Origin of the sequence: Streptomyces sp. CC228A (genome assembly GCF_021390935.1) — a bacterium.
Taxonomy (GTDB): domain Bacteria; phylum Actinomycetota; class Actinomycetes; order Streptomycetales; family Streptomycetaceae; genus Streptomyces.
The window spans coordinates 52,150-71,249 of the sequence record NZ_JAJPUI010000008.1; the positions used below are offsets into that span (position 1 = coordinate 52,150).

General features: G+C 74.3%; 13 protein-coding genes and 1 pseudogene. 11 read left to right on the forward strand and 3 right to left on the reverse strand.

What is annotated here, in order from left to right; translation table 11 throughout:
- The first annotated feature begins 491 nt into the window (after positions 1-491).
- The 9 genes and pseudogenes from L6E17_RS22275 to L6E17_RS22315 all read left to right on the forward strand — a co-directional run bounded on the left by L6E17_RS22275 (position 492) and on the right by L6E17_RS22315 (position 12,216).
- Complete coding sequence (locus L6E17_RS22275) at positions 492-758, forward strand: hypothetical protein (protein ID WP_236242532.1); 267 nt, start codon at positions 492-494, stop codon at positions 756-758.
- Positions 755-4,297 (forward strand): NB-ARC domain-containing protein, encoded by a 3,543-nt coding sequence (locus L6E17_RS22280; RefSeq protein WP_236242533.1) that lies wholly within the window; start codon positions 755-757, stop codon positions 4,295-4,297. Before L6E17_RS22275 ends, L6E17_RS22280 begins: the two co-directional genes overlap by 4 nt.
- A 206-nt stretch (positions 4,298-4,503) precedes the next feature.
- A complete protein-coding gene (locus tag L6E17_RS22285; protein ID WP_236242730.1) occupies positions 4,504-4,887 on the forward strand; it encodes a hypothetical protein in 384 nt (127 codons plus the stop codon).
- Positions 4,809-5,493 (forward strand): annotated as a pseudogene (locus L6E17_RS22290) (hypothetical protein). The gene L6E17_RS22285 and the pseudogene L6E17_RS22290 overlap by 79 nt, the downstream one beginning before the upstream one ends.
- Before the next feature lie 281 nt (positions 5,494-5,774).
- Positions 5,775-6,203, forward strand: coding sequence for an aspartate 1-decarboxylase (gene panD / locus L6E17_RS22295; RefSeq protein WP_236242534.1), 429 nt, complete (start codon positions 5,775-5,777; stop codon positions 6,201-6,203).
- A 1,194-nt stretch (positions 6,204-7,397) separates the two neighbouring features.
- On the forward strand, positions 7,398-8,621 hold the full coding sequence (locus L6E17_RS22300) for a peptidoglycan DD-metalloendopeptidase family protein (RefSeq protein ID WP_236242535.1): 1,224 nt from the start codon (positions 7,398-7,400) through the stop codon (positions 8,619-8,621).
- A gap of 451 nt (positions 8,622-9,072) precedes the next feature.
- Positions 9,073-9,753 carry a (2Fe-2S)-binding protein gene (locus L6E17_RS22305; RefSeq protein WP_236242731.1) on the forward strand — a complete coding sequence of 227 codons (681 nt, stop codon included), beginning with the start codon at positions 9,073-9,075 and terminating at the stop codon, positions 9,751-9,753.
- Positions 9,754-9,845: 92 nt separating this feature from the next.
- Positions 9,846-11,312 (forward strand): SDR family oxidoreductase, encoded by a 1,467-nt coding sequence (locus L6E17_RS22310; protein WP_236242536.1) that lies wholly within the window; start codon positions 9,846-9,848, stop codon positions 11,310-11,312.
- 718 nt (positions 11,313-12,030) lie between these two features.
- The gene (locus L6E17_RS22315; RefSeq protein WP_236242537.1) at positions 12,031-12,216 is read left to right on the forward strand and encodes a hypothetical protein; all 186 of its coding nucleotides are present in this window, start codon (positions 12,031-12,033) and stop codon (positions 12,214-12,216) included.
- 254 nt (positions 12,217-12,470) lie between these two features.
- Here the strand turns inward: L6E17_RS22315 and L6E17_RS22320 are convergent, their stop codons facing one another.
- Genes L6E17_RS22320 through L6E17_RS22330 form a run of 3 tightly spaced genes read right to left on the reverse strand, consistent with a single transcriptional unit; the run spans position 12,471 to position 15,459 of the window.
- Entirely contained in the window at positions 12,471-13,907 is a 1,437-nt protein-coding gene (locus L6E17_RS22320; protein ID WP_236242538.1) for a lipase maturation factor family protein, read from the reverse strand.
- 11 nt (positions 13,908-13,918) lie between these two features.
- Complete coding sequence (locus L6E17_RS22325) at positions 13,919-14,524, reverse strand: DUF1990 family protein (protein ID WP_236242539.1); 606 nt, start codon at positions 14,522-14,524, stop codon at positions 13,919-13,921.
- Complete coding sequence (locus L6E17_RS22330; RefSeq protein ID WP_236242540.1) at positions 14,521-15,459, reverse strand: YndJ family protein; 939 nt, start codon at positions 15,457-15,459, stop codon at positions 14,521-14,523. The genes L6E17_RS22325 and L6E17_RS22330 overlap by 4 nt, the downstream gene beginning before the upstream one ends.
- A gap of 218 nt (positions 15,460-15,677) precedes the next feature.
- Here L6E17_RS22330 and L6E17_RS22335 point away from each other — a divergent pair, with 218 nt between their 5' ends.
- Together L6E17_RS22335 and L6E17_RS22340 are read left to right on the forward strand one after the other, a co-directional pair.
- Positions 15,678-16,853 carry a DUF6777 domain-containing protein gene (locus tag L6E17_RS22335; protein ID WP_236242541.1) on the forward strand — a complete coding sequence of 392 codons (1,176 nt, stop codon included), beginning with the start codon at positions 15,678-15,680 and terminating at the stop codon, positions 16,851-16,853.
- A 15-nt stretch (positions 16,854-16,868) separates the two neighbouring features.
- The gene (locus L6E17_RS22340) at positions 16,869-19,043 is read left to right on the forward strand and encodes a SpoIIE family protein phosphatase (protein ID WP_236242542.1); all 2,175 of its coding nucleotides are present in this window, start codon (positions 16,869-16,871) and stop codon (positions 19,041-19,043) included.
- Positions 19,044-19,100: the final 57 nt, after the last annotated feature.

Consider the following 19,100-nt stretch of genomic DNA (forward strand, 5'->3'; position numbering starts at 1 on the left):
GTGGTCGGCGCGATGCCCGGATGTGCCAGGTGCGCGGGGGTGCCGGTCCGGGTGTGGAAGATCGATTGTCAAGGCGACCTGCCGCTGCCCGAATGCCGAGCCTGTGGCCGAGTGGGGGGGATGGCAAGGATGACCGCTGACTCGGTTCGGCGGTGGGCCTGCCAACCGTCTCGGCGCATCGACGGCAGGACCGGTGCCAGAACAGGAACCTCCGGTTTCCCTGGAGTGCCTTGCGCTACACGGAGGTTGAGCGCTGAGCGCGTCGGCAGCCGGCGGCGTACGATCTGCGCGACGAAGTGCGACGGGAGGTGTCGGCGTTGTTGGACGAGGCGATAACGGCTCTGGCGGCGGCGGGTGGAACCGCTGTCGTGCAGGCGGCGGGCACAGAGGCGTGGACTGGTTTCCGGCAGGCGGTAGCCCGGTTGTTCGGTCGCGGTGACGACCAGCGTGCGAGCGCTGCACTGGAGCGCCTCGACGGGACGGCCGCTGCTGTGAGTACGGCCGACGGCGGGGGTGCCGAACAGGTGCGGTCCCATCAAAGGGCCCTGTGGCAAGCCCGGTTCGAGGGCCTGTTGGAGAGTGTCGACGCGCCGGAGCGCGACTCGGTCGTCGCCGCACTGCGCGCCTTGGTCGCCGAGCACAGTCCATCCGGGCAGTCCGGCGGGGGTGAGGTGTCGGACAACTCGTTCAACGGTCCCACCATCATGCAGGTCGGCAACGGCAACCGGCAGGACAACCGCTTCGGGAACGGTGCGTGACCACGAGGCCGGGTGACGGCGGCGTCTTCGGCAACACCTTCAACGGCCCTGCCGCCCTGCAGATCGGCAACCACAACCAGCAGACCAACACCTTCCACTTCCACGCCACCCAGCCACCGCCTCCGCAGCCGGCCGCCCCGGAGGTGCCCGGGTGGTGGGTGGTCGATCGCGATGAGGCCGATCACGTCATCTCCACCGTGTGTTCACCCGTCGGCGGGCCGGTGGGGATCACGACGGCGCTGGAGGGCGCGGGCGGGTTCGGGAAGACGACGCTGGCCCAGATCGTGCGCGCCAGTCCCCGGGTGCGGCAGCACTTCCGGGGAGGCGTGTACTTCTTCGTCGTCGGCCGTGACGTGGACAGCCCGCAAGCCGTCAGCAGGCTGGTGCACGATGTCACCCTCGCCATCACCGGCAGGGACGTGTCCTTCGACAGCCCGGATCGGGCGGGCGAGTACCTGGGCCAGCTCCTGGAGCAGCGCCCCGACCAGCCCACCCTGCTGATCTTTGACGACGTGTGGACGCAGGAGCAGCTCGACCCTCTTCTCACGGGTGGCGACGGCTGCGTGCGACTGGTCACCACGCGCGTCCCCGCGATCCTTCCGCCCGACGCGAAGACAGTGCGGGTCGACGCGATGTCCCAGGACCAGGCTCTGCAGGTGCTGACCTGGGAACTGCCCGATCTGCCTCAAGCGGTGACCAAGGACCTGGTGCAGGTCACCGGCGGGTGGCCCCTGCTGCTGCGCCTGGCCAACCGGCTGATCAACCGGAGAGTGAGGACGGGAGCCGACGCCGCCTCCGCCGCCGCGGATCTGCTGCGGAGCTTGCGGGAGCGAGGACCGGCCGCGGTGGACAAGCCCACCGCCGTACCCGACCTCGGCGACCCCAAGCAGCGCGCAACGACAGTACGGGCGACTGTCGAAGCCTCGATCGCGGACCTGTGCGCCGACAGCCGGGCGCGGTTCGCCGAACTGGGGATCTTCGCTCACGGCGAGGCCGCGCCCATCCCCCTCGTAGCCACGCTGTGGCGCGCCACAGCGAATCTCGACGAGTGGCAGACGCGGGATCTGTGCGCGGACCTGCACGACCTGTCCCTGCTCGCGGTGGACGACGCGGACGGAGGGCACCTGAGCCTGCACGACGTCATCCGCGACTACCTGCGCGCCGAGCTCGGCCCCGATCGCCTCACCGAACACCATGCCGCGCTGGTGGACGCAGTCCAGGCCGGCCTGCCCCCGGCCGCCCCCCTCACCCGGACCGGGCCGCGCCCCCCTGCCGCATGGTGGGAACTGACCGACCCCTATCTGCTCGACCACGCCATCACCCATCTCCTGGCCGCACACCGCACCGAGCAGGCCGAAGCCCTCGCCTGCGACCTGCGCTGGATCGAGACCCGCCTGCACCACCGGGGCCCGACCGCTCCCTGGACGGACTGCGCCCGGATCCCCACGCCCACGGCCGCACAGCGGGCGCGCGACCTCTCCAGCGCCGCGCACCTCCTCGGAGCGACCGAGCCGGCCCCTGCACTGACCACGGTCCTGCACAGTCGACTCCGGCCGCTCCCCGCTTGGCGCGACCAGGTCGCCGCCCGTGAGCGCCGATGGCCCCACCTCGCTCTCCGCAACCGCCGGACACCACCCGACTTGCCTCATCCGGCTCTCCTCCGCACCCTCACCGGCCACACCGGTACGGTGCACCGCACGGCTGTCGCGCCGGACGGCACATGGCTCGCCACCGCCAGCGAGGACAGGACGGTGCGGATCTGGGACTCGGCCACCGGGCGGGAGACCGCCTGCCTCACCGGCCACACCGGCAAGGTGAGGTGGGTCGCCATCGCGCCGGACGGCACGTGGCTCGCGAGCGCCGGCGACGACAGGACGGTGCGGATCTGGGAGCGGGCCACCGGCCAGGAGATCAGCCGCTTCACCGGTCACACCCGGCCGGTGCACAACGTGGAGGTAGCGCCGAACGGCTTGTGGCTCGCCAGCGCCTGCGACGACGGCACGGTACGCATCTGGGACCCGGTCACCGGCAGGGAGACCGCCCGTGTCACCGGGCACAGCGGCCTGGTCCACCGAGTGGCCATCACCCCCGATTCCACTCGGCTCGCCACAACCTGCGCCGACGGGAACGTGCGGATCTGGGATCCCTTTACCGGCCAGGTCACCGCCTGCCTCTCCGGTCACGAAGGCCCGGTGAGAGGGCTGGCGGTCGCTCCGGACGGCACGTGGCTCGCCACCGCCGGAGACGACAAGACAGTGCGGGTCTGGGACTTGGCGTCCGGTCAGGAGGCCGCCTGTCTGACCGGCCACACCTACGTGGGGCTCGGGACTGCGGTCGCGTCGGACGGGACCTGGTTCGCCACCACCGGCGGCAACACACTGAAGATCTGGGATCGGGCCACTGGGCGGGAGACCGCCTCCCTCGCCGGCCCGTCCTTCTCGGTGAACTCGGTGGCGATCGCCCCGGACGGCACCTGGCTCGTCACCACCGGCGGCAATACAGGGCAGATCTGGGACTCGGGCGCCGTTCAGGGCACCGCACCCCGCACCGGACGCTCCCTTCCGGTGGAAACAGTGATGGTGGCGCCCAAGGGCACCTGGCTCGCCTGCGTCGGCCACGACGGCAAGGTGCGGATCTGGGACTGGGACGCCGACCGTGAGACCGCCTGCCTCACTGAACCGTGGGTGAAGGTGGGGGCGATCGCCCCGGTCGGTACCCGGCTCGCCACCATCCGCGGCAACACGGTGCAGATCTGGGACTCAGCTACGGGCGAGGAGACCAACCGTCTCACCGGGCACGACAGACTGGTGAACGGGGCGGCGATCTCACCCGACGGCACCTGGCTCGTCACCACCGGATCGGACGGGACGGTGCAGATCTGGGACTCGGCCACCGGCGGGGAGATCATCCGTCTCACCGTCCACACCGATCAGGCGGCCGAGGTGACGATCGCGCCGGACGGCACCTGGCTCGCCACCACGGGCATGGACGGGACGGTGCGGATCTGGGACCGGGCCACCGGCCAGGAGACCGCCCGGTTCCCTGGCGCCACCCGCTACCCGGGCCGGGTGACGATCGCGCCGGACGGCACGTGGTTCGCCACCATCAGTGACAGCGGTACGGTGCGGGTGTGGGACCGGGCCACCGGCCGGGAGACCGTTCGCGTCACCGGACACGCCGGCTGGGTGAACGTCGTGGCGGTTTCACCGGACGGCACGTGGTTCGCCACCACAGGCGGCTACCAGGCGACGGTATGGATCTGGGACCGGGGCACCGGCCAGGAGATCGCCCGCCTCACCGGACACACCGGCCGGGTCACCAGGGTGGCGGTCTCACCGGACGGAGCCCGGCTCGCCACCGCAAGCGACGACGGCACGGTGCGGGTCTGGGACCCGGGGTCGGGACGGGCTGTCACCATGATGCGCACCGACGGGATCTTGTACTCCTGCGCCTGGACTCCCGACGGTCGCGGCGTCGTCGTCGGCGGTACACGGGGCGTGTACGTCTACGAGTTCCACTGCGGTACTCCTGACGGGTGAGCATGCCTTCGAGGCCGCGCCACGCAATGGATCGCGGCCCGCACGCAGGACTCGGGCCGGCCAGGCAGGTGCTACGCAGCACGCTGCAGCGGGATGCCGTCAATCTCAGCGTCGTGCGACGCTCCGCAGCGCGCTGCTCTCCGGGCGTGATCCCAGGCCGTCTCGCCGAACGGGACGCCGACGCGGTGCAGGTGCCGCCAGAACACATGGACACGGCGATCACCGCCGCCCGCGCCGAGGTGCTGCGGGACCGCTACCGCAGCCGGCTGCCCGAGCGCTTGCAGGAGCCGGCCGGCCCCGTCGAGGGCACCGTGGACCTGCCGCTTCACATCGTCTGGTCCGGGCGGACGAGCTACAGCCTCGACCGTCCGAAGTCCCGCATGACGCTCTACCGGACCGTCCTCGCCGAAGGACTGAGTGAGGACCTGCTGACCCTCCTGCACCACCGGCTGCTCACCGAGCAGTGGCCCGTACTGCGGCGCTTGATCCGTCCCTCCTCGCCGGTGGCCGGATCAGCAGGATCCCGGACGACTGGGCGGCGGACCCCGGGGCCGAGGTGCGCCCTCTGGTCGACGGCGTGGACGTTCTGAAGGAAGTCCACCCTGAAGGGGTGGCACTCAGTTGCCGGCACTGGAACAGGTCCTGCCGAGAGCTGGCCGCTGGCGGTCACGGAGGAGCCGCGCAGAGTCGCGATCACCGAGCCGACCTGCACCGCCGGCTGCTGCGGCGCTCTGTACGTCACCATGCGCCGCGAGGGCGACCGGGTGATCTGGGAGGCCTGGGAGAACACCGGCAACATCACCGCCGTGCCCGTGGACATCTGCTTCGATGCCGCCCAGTACGAAGCCGAACTCGCACGGGCCGCAGCGGACCGCAGCTGGGAAGAGCCAGTGGACACCGTCGCCCGGCTGCTTCAGCAGACCCTTGCGGCCAGCGGCTGGTTCGAGCGGTGGGGCTGCGCCCTCACGAATGTCTGGCCACGACGCGAGGAGCCCGACGTACCCGAGGAGCTCACCAGCTCCGAGGGGGTCGATGTCGAGTTCCACCAGGTCCAGGCGTCGGGGGCGCGTACATGTTCCTACTGGTACGAGTTGTTCATCACCCGCGACCAGCCCGTGGAGGAGCAAGTACGGCAGCTCGCGGCCCGCATTCTGGAGGACGATCCGCGGAAGACTGCTGAGCTTCGAGAACGCTGAGGACCGGGTGCGGGAACGCGCAAGCTGAGGGAAGCCACGTCCTTGAGCCGGCGTTTCGCAGCAATGGTCCTGGCGCGTTCCGTGGAGGGTGTTCGGGTGGGGGCGTGTTCGACGCGCCACAACAGCCCGGTTCGCACGGAAGCCCACCGCGGGGAGCCGCCGGACCACCGAAGTGAAGCGATGTTCCTCACAGTCTTCGAGTCAGGCGCGTGTCAGTTGTAGAGTAATACCGCCCTTGACCTGCAGAAAGCTGGCAGGGAGCCGTCTTCCAGGAGTCCAAAGTGCTGCGAACTCTGTTCAAGTCCAAGATCCATCGGGCGACCGTGACCCAGGCCGACCTGCACTACGTCGGGTCCGTGACGATCGACGCCGATCTCATGGACGCGGCCGACCTGCTGCCGGGCGAGCTGGTGCACATCGTGGACATCACCAACGGGGCGCGCCTGGAGACCTATGTCATCGAGGGCGAGCGGGGGTCCGGGGTCATCGGGATCAACGGCGCCGCCGCCCACCTCGTGCACCCGGGCGACCTCGTGATCCTGATCAGCTACGCCCAGGTGGACGACGCCGAGGCGCGGGCGTTCGTGCCGCGGGTGGTGCACGTGGACGCGGCGAACCGGATCGTGGAGCTCGGCTCTGACGCGTCGGCCCCCGTCCCCGGCACCGACACCGCGCGCAGCCCGCACGCGGTGCCCGCGGCCCGCGGCTGACGCGCGGCTGCCTGGTCTCCCCTGGAACTGCCTCCCCGGGTCTTCGCCGTCGGCGATCGCGGAATCGGAGGCACCCCGGCCGCCTGCCGCCTGCCATGTCGGCACCTGCCTGTGGGCGCCGTGGGCGAGGCTGCGACCCGGCGACACCGGGCCCTGGTCGCCGGTCGGCCGCACGCCCGAGAACCGATCGGTGCTGCTGCGCGGCGGCCGCGAGCCGGCGCCCGGGCCGCCCGGGGAGGTGCCCGCTCCCGGGCGGGCCGGTGACGCTGTCCGGTGCGCCGGGTGCGCGTGCCGTGCCTGCGGCCGTGACTACGGAGCCGGACCCTCGCTGGTCGCTGGTCGCTGGCCGCCGTCGCCGTACCCGGAGGCGTGCCGGGCCCGGGAGGGGTTGCCGGTGGCCCGCCGTGCTGGGTAGCCGGAGGCGTCGCGGTGGCGGGCCGCCCCCGGAGGATGCGCCGAGGGTGGGTGCTGTGCCTGGAGGCGGCGTCGCCGGAAAGCGTGCCCGGCGCGCACCGCGCCGGTGCCTGCGGCCGGGGCCGGGGGCGTGCCCGGTGCCGGGCCCGGAGGGCACGCCCCCGGGAAGCGAGCGGGCCTCGGCACGCCGCCGCCCCACGGCGTCGCGGGCATGGCTTCGGCGTGCGGGGGAACACGCGGCACAGGACGCGCGACGCGTCCCCGTGGCCGCATCCCGAGGGGGACGTCATGACCGAGCCCCATCCCGACCCCGTGCCGCCCATGCCCGATCCGGCCCCCGTGCCGCCGCCCCCACCGGGGCCCGGCCCGGGACCCGGGCCGGTGCCGGAGCCGCCGCGCCCCGGCCCCGAACCGGTGCCGCCGCCGGATCCGGTGCCCAAGCCGCCCGGACCCGACCCCGTGCCGGAGCCCGAGCCCGCTCCCGGTCCCCTCAGCCGCGGCTGAGCCGACGACCGCGGTGCGCCCCGGGGCGCACGGTGACGGGCCCTGCCCCCGGGGCGGGGGTATCCGGCCCGCCGCCGCTGCGGACACGCGCCGGGTGGGCGGGCCGTGAGGGCCCCCGCGTCCCGCTGGGCGCCGCGCCGTACGGTCCGTCACGTTCACGTGCAGAAGGGCCACTTGAGGGAGGCCCGCGCCCCCTGCGCCCAGTGCGCCCCCTTGTCACGAGCAGTCGGCCGCCCATAGCTTGGCGGCCGCTGACGTGCATAGGGGGGACCACCCATGGCAGTACGGGGACGACACCGCCGCCACCAGCCGAGCCGCCTGCTCGGCCGCCTCAACCGGGCATCGCTGACGGTCACCGTCGGCGGGGCGGGCATCGCGCTGCCCCTCATCGGAGCCGGAACCGCCCAGGCGGCGTCCGTCGACGTCTGGGAGAAGGTGGCGGCCTGCGAGTCCACCAGCCGGTGGAAGATCAACTCCGGGAACGGGTACTACGGCGGACTGCAGTTCAGCCAGTCCACGTGGGAGGCGTACGGAGGGACCCGTTACGCGCCCCGCGCCGACCTCGCGACCAAGGACCAGCAGATCGCGATCGCCGAGAAGGTGCTCAAGGGCCAGGGCCCCCGTGCGTGGCCCACCTGCTCGACGCGGGCCGGACTCACCCGCGGCGGCGAGGCACCCGACATCGCGCCGGGCCGGAAGGGCGACTCCGCACGCACGAAGGGCACCTCGCCCACCCACGTGCCCAACCAGCGACGCGAGAGCTACACGGTGGCCCGCGGGGACTCCCTCTCGGGGATAGCGCAGGCCCGGCGCGTCCCCGGCGGCTGGCAGCGGCTCTACGAGCAGAACCGCGACGTCATCGGCGACGACCCCGACCTCATCCTCCCCGGGCAGAAGCTGACGCTCACCGGCAAGGGCCGGGCGGCCGCCCCGAAGGCGCCGTCCGCGCCCCGGGCCGGGAGCGACGGCGCCAAGGCGAAGGGCAACCCCCAAGGGAAGGCCCGGCCGAAGGCCAAGCCCGACGAGAAGCCCGCGAGTGCGGCCAAGGCCCGCCCGGCGACCCCGCGCACCGCGCCCGTCGCCGCGTCCCGCAAGAGCCCGGTGGCCGCCCCCGTCGAGGCCCCGCCCGGAGCCGCCTACGGCACCCGGGGCTCGGCCTGGTCCGCCGGCTACCACACCGGCGTCGACTTCCCCGTGCCCACGGGCACCTCGGTGAAGGCCGTCGCCTCCGGGCGCGTGGTCTCCGCCGGCTGGGCGGGAGCGTACGGCTACCAGATCGTCATCCGGCACGACGACGGCAAGTACAGCCAGTACGCGCACCTGTCCGCGCTCACGGTCCGCGAGGGCCAGACGGTCGCCGCGGGACAGCGCATCGCCCGCTCCGGTTCCACCGGGAACAGCACCGGTCCGCACCTGCACTTCGAGATCCGCACGGGCCCCGGCTACGGCTCCGACATCGACCCCGTCGCCTACCTGCGGGCCCGCGGCGTCTCCCTCTAGCGGCCGCTCCCTCCACGGGCCCGAGGCCCCTCCCGCTGCCTCCCTCCGGAGACGCCGCCTCCCCGCCCCGCTACCGTGGTCCCGTCGGACGGACGCGGGGCGGGACGGGGAGGAACGCGTGGCGGCAGGGGATGTGACGGAGCGGGAGAGCGGGGGGCTCGGCCGCGCCGAGCTGGAGACCCTGGGTGGTGTCGGCGGCTTCTTCGCGCTGCGCCTCGCCCCGGCGCCCTCCGCCCCGCCCGAGGTGGCCTCCGCGCCCGCGCGGTCCGCCGCCGGCACGTCCCCTGCGGAGGCCGCGCACGCGACGGCGGGCACCCCGGCCGCCCGGTCGGCCACGGCCGATCGGCGCACGGCGACCGCTGAGCGCTACCCCCGCCCCACGTCCGGGCGGGCCTCGGCGGCCCCCTCCGCGCCTGCCCCGCGCCCCGCGTCCGCCGCACCCGGAAGCCCGGTGCCGCCCGGCGCTCCGGGCGCGGTGGCTGCCGTCGGCGCCGCCGATGCGTACGTGCCCCTCGCCCGCGTGTACGCCGGCGACCACGCGCCCCTGGAGGACAGGGTGAGGCGGGTCGCCGAGCGGCTGCGGGCCCCCGAGTACCGCGTCGCCGCCTCCGTCGCCCAGCTGGGGCTCGCCGCCCGCCTCTGGTCGGTCGCGCTCGGCTCGGCGGCGCTGTACGGCGTCGTCCCGGACATCCGCCCGGACACGCTGCACTGGGACCCCGCCCGCACCACGCCCGACGACCTGTGGTGGTCAGGCGACCGCGTCCGGCCCGGAACGCCCGAGCACCTGCGCGACCTCGTCCAGCACGGGCACCTCGCCCCGCTGGCCGCCGCCCTGCGCACGGGCGGCGCGGTCTCCCCGCGGCTGCTGTGGGGCAACGCGGGCTCCGCCCTCGGCGGCGCCGTCCGCGAGCTGACCCGCTGGGCGCACCGCCACGACCGCCCGGAGGCCGCCCGGCGGGCCGCCGCGCTCGCGGCCGCGCTGCTCGACGACCCCGACCTCGCCGGCACCCTGCAGGGCCCGGCGCTCCGCCGCCGCAGCTGCTGCCTGTACTACCGCTGCCCCGGCGGCGGCCTGTGCGGCGACTGCGTCTTCGACCGCCCGCCGCGCCCGCCCGCCGCGTCTCCGCGGTGAGCGGCGGCCCGGGTTTGGCGGGTGGGCCGTCCGCTCCGTAAAGTTCCCCTTTTGAGAACAGGCGGACGAGTGATCGAGGAACGGCAGCGGCGATGACGGTGACAGAAGAGAACCAGGCGTACGGGCCGGGCATCGACCCCGAGCGCCTGGCCGTCTGCCTGGACGTGCTGAAGGAGCTGGACGACCTCGACGTCGACCACCCCGACGCGATCAAGGTGAGGCGCGCCACCTCGCACGTCTACCGCACGGTCAAGCAGCGCCGCCGCCAGGAGCGCCGGGCCGCCAAGACCGCGCACGACCGGGCCGTGACCGAGGCCACCGCCACCGGCTCCGCCGAGCGGATCGACGACGAGACGCAGGGCCTGCTGCCCAGCTCGTCCGCGGCCGGGGAGATCGCGGGCATACTCCAGCGGCCCCGCTCCTGCTACATCTGCAAGAGCCGGTACGTCGAGGTCGACGCCTTCTACCACCAGCTGTGCCCGACATGCGCGAGGGAGAACCGGGCGCGGCGCGACGCGCGCACCGACCTCACCGGCCGCCGGGCGCTGCTCACCGGCGGCCGCGCGAAGATCGGCATGTACATCGCGCTGCGGTTGCTCCGCGACGGCGCGCACACCACGGTCACCACCCGCTTCCCCAACGACGCGATCCGCCGCTTCAAGGCCCAGCCGGACAGCGACCAGTGGATCCACCGGCTCAAGATCGTCGGCATCGACCTGCGCGACCCGGCGCAGGTGGTGGCCCTCGCCGACTCGGTGGCGGCCGCCGGCCCCCTGGACATCCTGATCAACAACGCCGCGCAGACCGTGCGCCGCTCCCCGCAGGCGTACAGCGAGCTGGTGGCCGCCGAGGCCGCGCCGCTGCCCGCGGGCGAGCTGCCGTCCGCCGAGGTCATCGGCACGTTCGGCAGCGGTGCGGTGGAGACCGTGGCCGCGCTGCCGTCGGCCCGCTCCGGGGACGCGCTCACCGCGCAGGACGTCACCGACCTGGCGCTGGTCGGCGGTTCCGCCGCGCCGGCCCGTATCGCGGCGGGCACCGCCATCGACGCGGGCGGCCTGGTGCCGGACCTGGCCCCCGTCAACAGCTGGATCCAGACGGTCGACGAGGTCGACCCGGTGGAGCTGCTGGAGGTCCAGCTGTGCAACTCCACCGCGCCGTTCATCCTGATCAGCCGGCTCCGGCCGGCGATGGCGGCGTCCCCGGCGCGGCGCAAGTACATCGTCAACGTGTCCGCGATGGAAGGCGTCTTCAACCGCGGCTACAAGGGTGCCGGGCACCCGCACACGAACATGGCGAAGGCCGCGCTGAACATGCTGACCCGCACCAGCGCGGAGGAGATGTACGAGAAGGACGGCATCCTGATGACGGCCGTCGACACCGGCTGGATCACCGACGAGCGGCCGCACCCGGACAAGATGCGGCTGGCTGAGGCCGGCTTCCACGCCCCGCTGGACCTCGTGGACGGCGCGGCCCGCGTGTACGACCCGGTCGTCCGCGGCGAGGCGGGCGAGGACCTGTACGGCTGCTTCCTGAAGGACTACGCGCCCGGCAAGTGGTGAACCGCCGCAGGCCGTGATGCCTCTGGTGAGGCCGGGGCGCCGCAGGCCGTGATGCCTCTGGCGAGGGCCGCGGCGCGGAGGCTGCGATGCCCTTGGCGCAGGGCGGGTCGCCGCAGGCTGTGACGTCTGCGGCGAGGGCCGCTGCGCGGCAGGCCGTGATGCCTCTGGGGCAGGCCGTGACGCCGCCGGCGAGGGGCGGGTCGCCGCATGCCGCGGTGCCCTCGGTGAGGGGTGATGGCGACAGGCCGCGAGGCCCGGGGCGGCAGACGCACCGCCGCAGGCCGTGGCGCCTCCTGGCTTCCGAACAGGGCCCGCCGCGGCCTGCCCGGGTTCTCCGGGCGGGGGCGCGGGCCCCCGGGCGGCCGCCGCGGTCGCCGCAGCGGCAGACCGGCCCGGCCGGCCCCTGCCCGCCGAACAGGCCCGCTGTCCTCCCACCGGGCGCCCTGTCCTCCCGCAACGGCGGCACGTGGTGCCGCTGACAGGGCACTCCGGGCCACCTTGGCCGGAACTCGACGATGTGATGCGTTACATCGAGCGGGGGCGCGCTCATTTGGTTACTCTGATGCGAACGGTCGGCCGACAGGGAGCCACGAAACACCCTCGGGCCGACCGCGGGACCGGCCTGCCACCAAGGCCGCGGTCCTGCCCGGTGACCGGCGCCACCGCGACCGACGGCAGACACGTATCCCACAGGTTCGCGACACGACAGGAGTGCGCGGTGACAACAGAATCGACCACGCGGGAACCGGGCGTCCGCCCGGCACAGCCCGCAGAGCGGTCCTTCCGGTCCGCCCGATCGGACGAGCTCGGCAGCCTGGAGGTCTGGGCGCGCTCGGCTCCGATCCGACTGGCCGGCTACGAGGACGACCTCGCCGAGCCGCACATCCTGCCCGGCGTCGACTGAGCCGTACGCGGACGGCCGCGGCCGCGGGGAAGCCGCCGGGTACGCACAGGATGAGAGCAGTGGTCCCGTACCCCCGCCGTGACGGCGGGGGTACGGGCTTTTCCACCCGGTGACGACACGGGAGCAGCACCCCGGGCGGGCCGCGGAAGCGGGAAGGCGGGCAGGCCGAACGTCATCGGCATCCGCTCGGCCCGCCTCACTGCCGCCGCAACCTAGCGGAGTCCCACCGATCACCACCAGCTCTGCCCAGAGCTTCACTCGGCGCGCGGGCCGGCGGAGCCGAGCCGGGTCGGGGGGAGGAACTCCCGTACGAGGGTGCGGTGCCACCAGGCGCCGGTCTCGCGCAGCTCCCGCCACGTCGTGAAGCGGTAGCGGTACACGCGGGCCCGGACCAGCCGCGGCGGACTGTCCGGGAACGGATTGCGGCGCAGCAGCCGCAGCGTGTCCCGGTCGTTCTCCAGCAGCCGCTCCACCAGCGGGCCGAACCACCCCGCCGCATACGCCGGGGACAGCGCCGCGAACCACATCATCCAGTCGAGCCGCAGGTGGTACGGGGCGAACTGGCGCGGCAGCCGGGTCACGTCGCCGGGCTTCCCCCGGAAGCCGTACTCCCGCCAGACCGTGTCCGGGCGGGCGGTCGGCTCGTCGGTGCCCTCGACGACCACCTCGTGGCGCACCCGGCCGACGGTGCCGAACGCGCCGTACGTGTTCACGAGGTGCAGCGGGTCGAAGGAGCGGTTCATCACCTGGCGGCGGGAGAGCAGGTTGCGTGCCGGGCGCACGCTCAGTGCCACCACCAGGGCGGTGACGGCGGCCACGAGGACCGCGTACCACAGCGGCGGGTCGGGGAGCGCGGGCGCGTCCGCCACCAGCGTGCCGTCCACCACTGACAGGGCCAGGACGATCGTCAGCCAGTTCAGCCAGGCGAAGTTGCCGGACACCACCAGCCACAGCTGCGTCACCGCGATGAGGCAGGCCGCGACCGTGGCCACCGGCTGCGGGGCGAACAGCAGCACCGGCACGGCCAGCTGGGCCACGTGGTTCGCGGCCGCCTCCACCCGGTGCAGCGGGCGCGGCAGGTGGTGGAAGAACCAGCTGAGCGGTCCCGGCATCGGCTGGGTCTCGTGGTGGTGGTACAGGCACGTCAGGTCGCGCCAGCACGGGTCGCCGCGCAGCTTGATCAGCCCGGCGCCGAACTCCACGCGGAACAGCAGCCAGCGCAGCAGCCACATCAGCAGCACCGGCGGCGCGGTCTCGTCGTTGCCCAGGAACACCGCCAGGAATCCCGCCTCCAGCAGCAGCGACTCCCAGCCGAAGGCGTACCACGTCTGGCCGACGTTCACGATCGACAGGTACAGCCCCCACAGCACCGCCCACATCAGCATCGCCGCGCCCAGCGGCACCGCGTCGCCCGCACCCGCGACCAGCGCGAGGGCCAGCGCCGCGCCGCCCCAGGCGCACAGCGCGAAGAACCGGTCGGAGTAGTGCAGCCGGAAGAGGCTGGGTGAGCGCCGCCATGAACCCCGGCGCACGTACGCGGGGACCGGCAGCATCCCGCGCTCCCCGATCAGCGCCCGGAACTGCAGGGCCGCACAGAGGAACGCGACCGCGTACAGCCCGGCGAGGCCGCGCTGGAAGACCAGTCGGCCCAGCCAGTAGTCGGATGACGCGAACCAGCCGAACCCGTCCATCCCCCCCAGTATCAGGCGGCGTCCCGGCCCTGTGCGAGCCGCCGCACGGCCCGTCCCAGGCGGCGGGCGTACCAGCGCTGCAGGACGGGCACGGCGGGGCCGGCCAGCCGGGTGTACCAGCGGGCGGGGCGGCTGAACGCGGTCACCGTGAACCACACGGAGCCGTCCGGATCGAGCGTGACGACGAACGACTCCTCGCCGCTTTCGGGGTGGCCCTCCAGCGTGCCGTACGCGAGGCCGGTGCGGTCCTCCCCGTACGCCGCCCACACCACCCGGCAGGGGACGGCGTACTCCAGCCGTCCGAGGCCCGCGGCGACGCGCAGGCGCACGCCGGGGGCGGCCCGGTCGGCCTCGGCGTGCACCCGGGCGCCGGTCGCCCGGTGCATCCCCCACGTGGTCACGGCCGTGCCGGCCGCCCGGAAGACGTCGCCCCCGCGGCCCACGAGCGTGCGGTGCCGCAGGTGGTCGTAGCCGGACGGGAGGGCGCCGGGGAACGCGGTCGCGCCCACGTCGGGATACGAGAAGGAGGGGGAGGCGGGCGGGCGCCCGGTGCCGCGGGGCGTGCGGGGCGGACAGGGCGTCTGATTCCTCCCGGTCGTGTGGGACGGGTGGATCATGCGGGGACCTCCTTGCGGGCCGGGGCGGTGTGAACGGGCCGCTCTTCCAGGGGGTGCGGGGCGGGCCGGGCCGGTGCGGTGGGGCGCGCGGGGGAGCGCAGACGGCGCCAGGCCAGGAGCGAGCAGAGGGTGAAGCCGAGGGCGTTCGCGAGGCCGTGGGTGGCCGCCATCCACTCCAGTGAGGGGTGGGGGAGGCCCGTGGCCTCGCCGAGCGCCCAGCTCAGGGCGAGGAGCATGGTGGCCACCAGGACCGCCGCCGAGACGCCGAGCAGGGTGCCGGTCAGCCGGTCACGGGCCCGGGCCCGTACGTCCCGCCAGGTCAGCAGGGCGACCGCCCACATTCCGGCGGTCAGGACGGCGGCGCCCGCGAGCTCGGTCCAGTCGTTGAGGAAGTAGCCGGTGAGCACCAGGAACGTGCCGGACGGCACGCTCAGCGCGGCGAAGCCGCTCAGGCGCGGGTGCCCGCCGCCGGCGGCGTGCGCGACCAGACCCGCGACCAGGGCGGCGGCGAATCCGGCGAAGTGGAAGTGCGGCACGGTCAGGTCCAGGATCTCCAGGTCGAAGCCGAAGAGCCGGTACCCCCGCCGCTCGGCCACCAGGGCGGTCGCGGCCACCGAAGGGCTCACGAGCGCGGTCAGCAGCGCGACCTCCGCCGGGGCGAGGGAGCGGGTGCGGGCGAGCCGCCGGGGCGCCGTCAGCGCGAGCAGCAGGGCGCCCAGCGCGTACACCGCCGCCAGTGCCGCGGCGAGGGCGCCGCGCGGCAGCCACAGGGAGACCGCGCCCGGGACGGCGAACAGCGGCCACAGCCGGCGCAGCGCCGCCGTTCCCGGGGTGCCTGCGCGGACGGAGCCCCCGGCGCCGTCCGCCAGCGCCAGACCCCACGGCACGACCAGCAGCATCCCGAGCACCACGACCAGATCCACGAGCACCGCCACGGGTCCCCCTCTCGCCGCGCCCGTCCGGCGACACCGGGACTTGAACGCGTTCAGTTCGATGGTCGGGAGCGTAGCCGGTGTAGTTGAACATGTTCAAGTGAGGGGTTCGTGCCTCCTGGGCTGCTCCGACGGGCCGTGCCGGGTTGCGGCGCCCCCGGCCGTCCGGCAGATATGGAGGGACATGTCCTGCCGTGCCCTCAGGAAGACGGAGATCCGACGTGCGCCCACCCACACGCCGCCGCTCGCCGCGGACCGGCCAACGCCCCGGCGCCTACGTCGCGGTGGCGGCCGCCGCCGGGCTGCTCGCCACGGGCTGCGGGGGCGGCGGCGCGCCCGCCCCCAGCGGCTCCCCGGCGCCGCCCGCGGCCCTGCTCCAGCCGGCGGCGGAACCGGGCCCCCACCCCTTCACCGCCTCCACCGTCCTCACCTCCGACACCGCCGCGCGGCACCGGCCCTCGCCCGGGCCGGCGGCCGGCGCCGCGGCCTCGGCCGGCGAGCCGCTGCGCACCGTCGACGGCGCCACCCCCGGGCTGTACGGCGGAACCCAGTCGCTCGCGAGCTGCGACATCGAGCAGCAGGTCCGCTTCCTCACCGCCGACACGGCCAAGGCCGAAGCCTTCGCCCGCGCCGCGGGCGTGAGCCGGACGGGACTCGCCCAGTGGCTGCGCGGCCTCACCCCCGTGATGCTGCGCGCGGACACCCATGTGGCCGGGCACGGCTACCGCAAGGGGAACGCCGTCCCTTACCAGGCGGTGCTGCAGGCCGGCACCGCCGTACTCGTCGACGCCTACGGCGCACCCCGCGTGCGCTGCGCGGACGGCAACCCGCTGCGCAGCCCCGCCGACGGCCGCCTCCCCGCCGCACAGCGGGGCCGCGCCTGGGACGGCTACCGGCCCGAGCGGGTCATCGCCGTCCATCCCACCGTGCGCACCCTGGAGACCCTCGTCCTCGTCAACGTCGTCAACGACACCTGGCTGGAGCGCAAGGTCGGCACCGGCGGGGAGCAGGACCGCAAGCCGCCGTGCCCCCCGCGTACGACCCGGAGGAGCGCCACGTCGCCGACGGGCCGGTCCCGGACGGCGGCCGCGCCGCCGCGCAGCCGCCGGCCGCGCCGCCGCCCCCGCGGCACCGCCGCCGGCGGCTCCCCCTGCCCCCGTGGTGCCTCCGGTCGCGCCGCGCCCGGCGGTGCCCGATGCGCCGGCGGGGCCGGGTGCCGCCGTGCCCGACGGCCCCGGGCCGGCCGGCGTGCCGGAGACGACCGTGCCGGACGCGCCTGCGCCCGGCGGGACGGAGCCCGACGGGCTGCTGGTCGGTCCGATGGGAGCGGGCGGGTGACCGGGCGGCGGGCCGACGCTCGCTGCCACCCGCAAAAGGTCGATAAAACAGACAAATGATGGCAGAGTGGCTCCATGGTTGATCCGGCAGCGGATGCCCTGTCGCTCCCCGAGGACTGGCCCGCCCATCCGGATCAGAGCCTGTCCCTCAACCGCATGGGCAGCTTCGACTGGGACCTCGACGCCGGGCTGATGCACATGGACGAGGTCGCCCTCGACGTGTTCCAGTTGGATCCGGACGAGTACGACGGCAGGCCGTCGAGCCTGTCGCGGCGCGTGCCGCCCAGCGAGGCCGTCCGGCTCGACGGGATGGTCACCCAGGCCCTCAAGAGCGGCCGCTCCCACTACGGCGCGTACTTCCGCATCCGCACCCGCGACGGCAGCCTGCGCTGGACCCACACGCAGGGTTTCATCCGGCGCGACGCGAGCGGGCGCCCCCACCGGATCATCGGCATCGTCCGCGACGCCACGCAGGAGCTCGCCGAGGCCACCGCGCGCCTGGAGGTGGACGTCGAGCGCCGCCGGCTGACCAGCGTCGTCGAATCGACCACGGCCGCCCTCGCCCACGCCCGTACCGTCCAGGACGTCATCGACGTGCTGAAGGACTCCCACGGACTGGAGCACCTGGGCGCCACCAGCGTCGTCATGGGTCTGCTCGAAGCCGGCCGCATCCACCTCGTGGCCGACGGCCCCGACGGCTCGTTCGTGCCCGGCACCCGCTACACCCGGGTGGAGGAGCCGTACCCGATGAGCGAGGTCATCCGCACGCTCGCCCCCCGCTTCATCGAGTCGCCCGAGGACTTCGCCGCCTCGTACCCGCTGCTCTGGCCGCACATCACCGACCTCGGCATCACCGCGGCCGCCTACCTCCCGCTCATCGCGCAGGCCCGCCCCATCGGCGCGATCGGCCTGCTCTACAGCGACAAGTCCGGTTTCACCGCCGACGACCGGAACATCCTCGTGGCGCTCGGCAGCAGCATCGCGCAGAGCATCCAGCGGGCCATCCTCTTCGAGCAGGAGCACGACCTCGCCGAGGGGCTCCAGCAGGCCATGCTGCCGCGCCGCATCCCCGACGTGCCGGGCGCCCACATCGCCGTCCGCTACCGGTCGGGCCGCCTCGGCCGCGACATCGGCGGCGACTGGTACGACATCATCCCGCTGCCCGGAGGCCGGGTCGGCGCGGTCATCGGCGACGTCCAGGGGCACGACACCCACGCCGCCGCCGTCATGGGCCAGCTGCGCATCGTGCTGCGCGCCTACGCCGCCGAGGGCCACACCCCGGCCACCGCCATGGCCCGCGCCTCCGTGTTCCTGCAGGAACTCGACACCGACCGCTTCGCCACCTGCACCTACATGGAGGTGGACCTCGCCTCAGGCGTCGTGCAGGTGGTGCGCGCCGGCCACGTGGACCCGCTGCTGCGGGAGGCCGACGGCAACTGCCGCCGCGTCCCCGTCCAGGGCGGCCTGCCGCTCGGCCTGTCCGCCGAGTTCGGCGCACTCGACTACCCCGTGACCGTCCTCGAACTGGACCCGGGCCAGACCCTGGTGCTCTACACCGACGGCCTCGTCGAGCAGCCGGGCGCCGACCTCGACGAGGGCATGCAGTGGCTCACCGCCCGCGTCCGCGGCGGCCCGCAGGACCTCCAGGCGCTCGCGGACGACCTGTGCGACGTCGTCGACGAGCGCGGCGGCGACGACGACGTGGCGATCCTGCTGCTGCGCCGCCGGGGCGGCTACACCCCGCAGGCCGGCGGCAGACTCCAGCAGCACGTCGCGCAGAGCGATCCGGAGGCGCTGCGCTCCGCCCGCCACATGATCCGCGCGGCCGTACGGGCCTGGGGATGGCGCGAGCAGTCCGACGAGATCGAACTGGCCGCCGACGAGCTGATCACCAACGCGCTCCTGCACACCGACGGCGGGGCCGTGGTCACCCTGCGCATGCTGACCGGCCCCGAGCGGCGCCTCCGGGTCGAGGTCGAGGACCGCTCCAGCGTCCTGCCCCGGCGGCGGGAGACGGGCGAGGACGGCATCAACGGCCGCGGGCTGCTGCTGGTCGACCGGCTCGCCGAAGCCTGGGGCGTGGAGTCGCGCGGCAGCGGCAAGTGCGTCTGGTGCGAGTTCGTCCTGCCCGAGCGCACGGCGGCCGCACCGGGCAGGGCCGCGGGGGCGGCGAGGACCCCGCAGACGGCGGGGACGGCGGGTACGCCCGACACGCCGCAGGCGCGCAGGACGGCGGCCGCGGGCGGCTGAGGGGACCCTGCAAAGCCCTCCCGGAGGGGCACCCCTGGCGCGCACGGCCGCCCTGGG

What these genes read in the sequence shown, in the direction of transcription:
- L6E17_RS22310 (WP_236242536.1), top strand. Translation starts at nt 9,846, where the DNA reads ATGACGGTGACAGAAGAGAACCAGGCGTACGGGCCGGGCATCGACCCC.
- L6E17_RS22340 (WP_236242542.1), top strand. Translation starts at nt 16,869, where the DNA reads ATGGTTGATCCGGCAGCGGATGCCCTGTCGCTCCCCGAGGACTGGCCC.
- L6E17_RS22325 (WP_236242539.1), bottom strand. Translation starts at nt 14,524, where the DNA reads ATGATCCACCCGTCCCACACGACCGGGAGGAATCAGACGCCCTGTCCG.
- L6E17_RS22285 (WP_236242730.1), top strand. Translation starts at nt 4,504, where the DNA reads ATGGACACGGCGATCACCGCCGCCCGCGCCGAGGTGCTGCGGGACCGC.
- L6E17_RS22320 (WP_236242538.1), bottom strand. Translation starts at nt 13,907, where the DNA reads ATGGACGGGTTCGGCTGGTTCGCGTCATCCGACTACTGGCTGGGCCGA.
- L6E17_RS22300 (WP_236242535.1), top strand. Translation starts at nt 7,398, where the DNA reads ATGGCAGTACGGGGACGACACCGCCGCCACCAGCCGAGCCGCCTGCTC.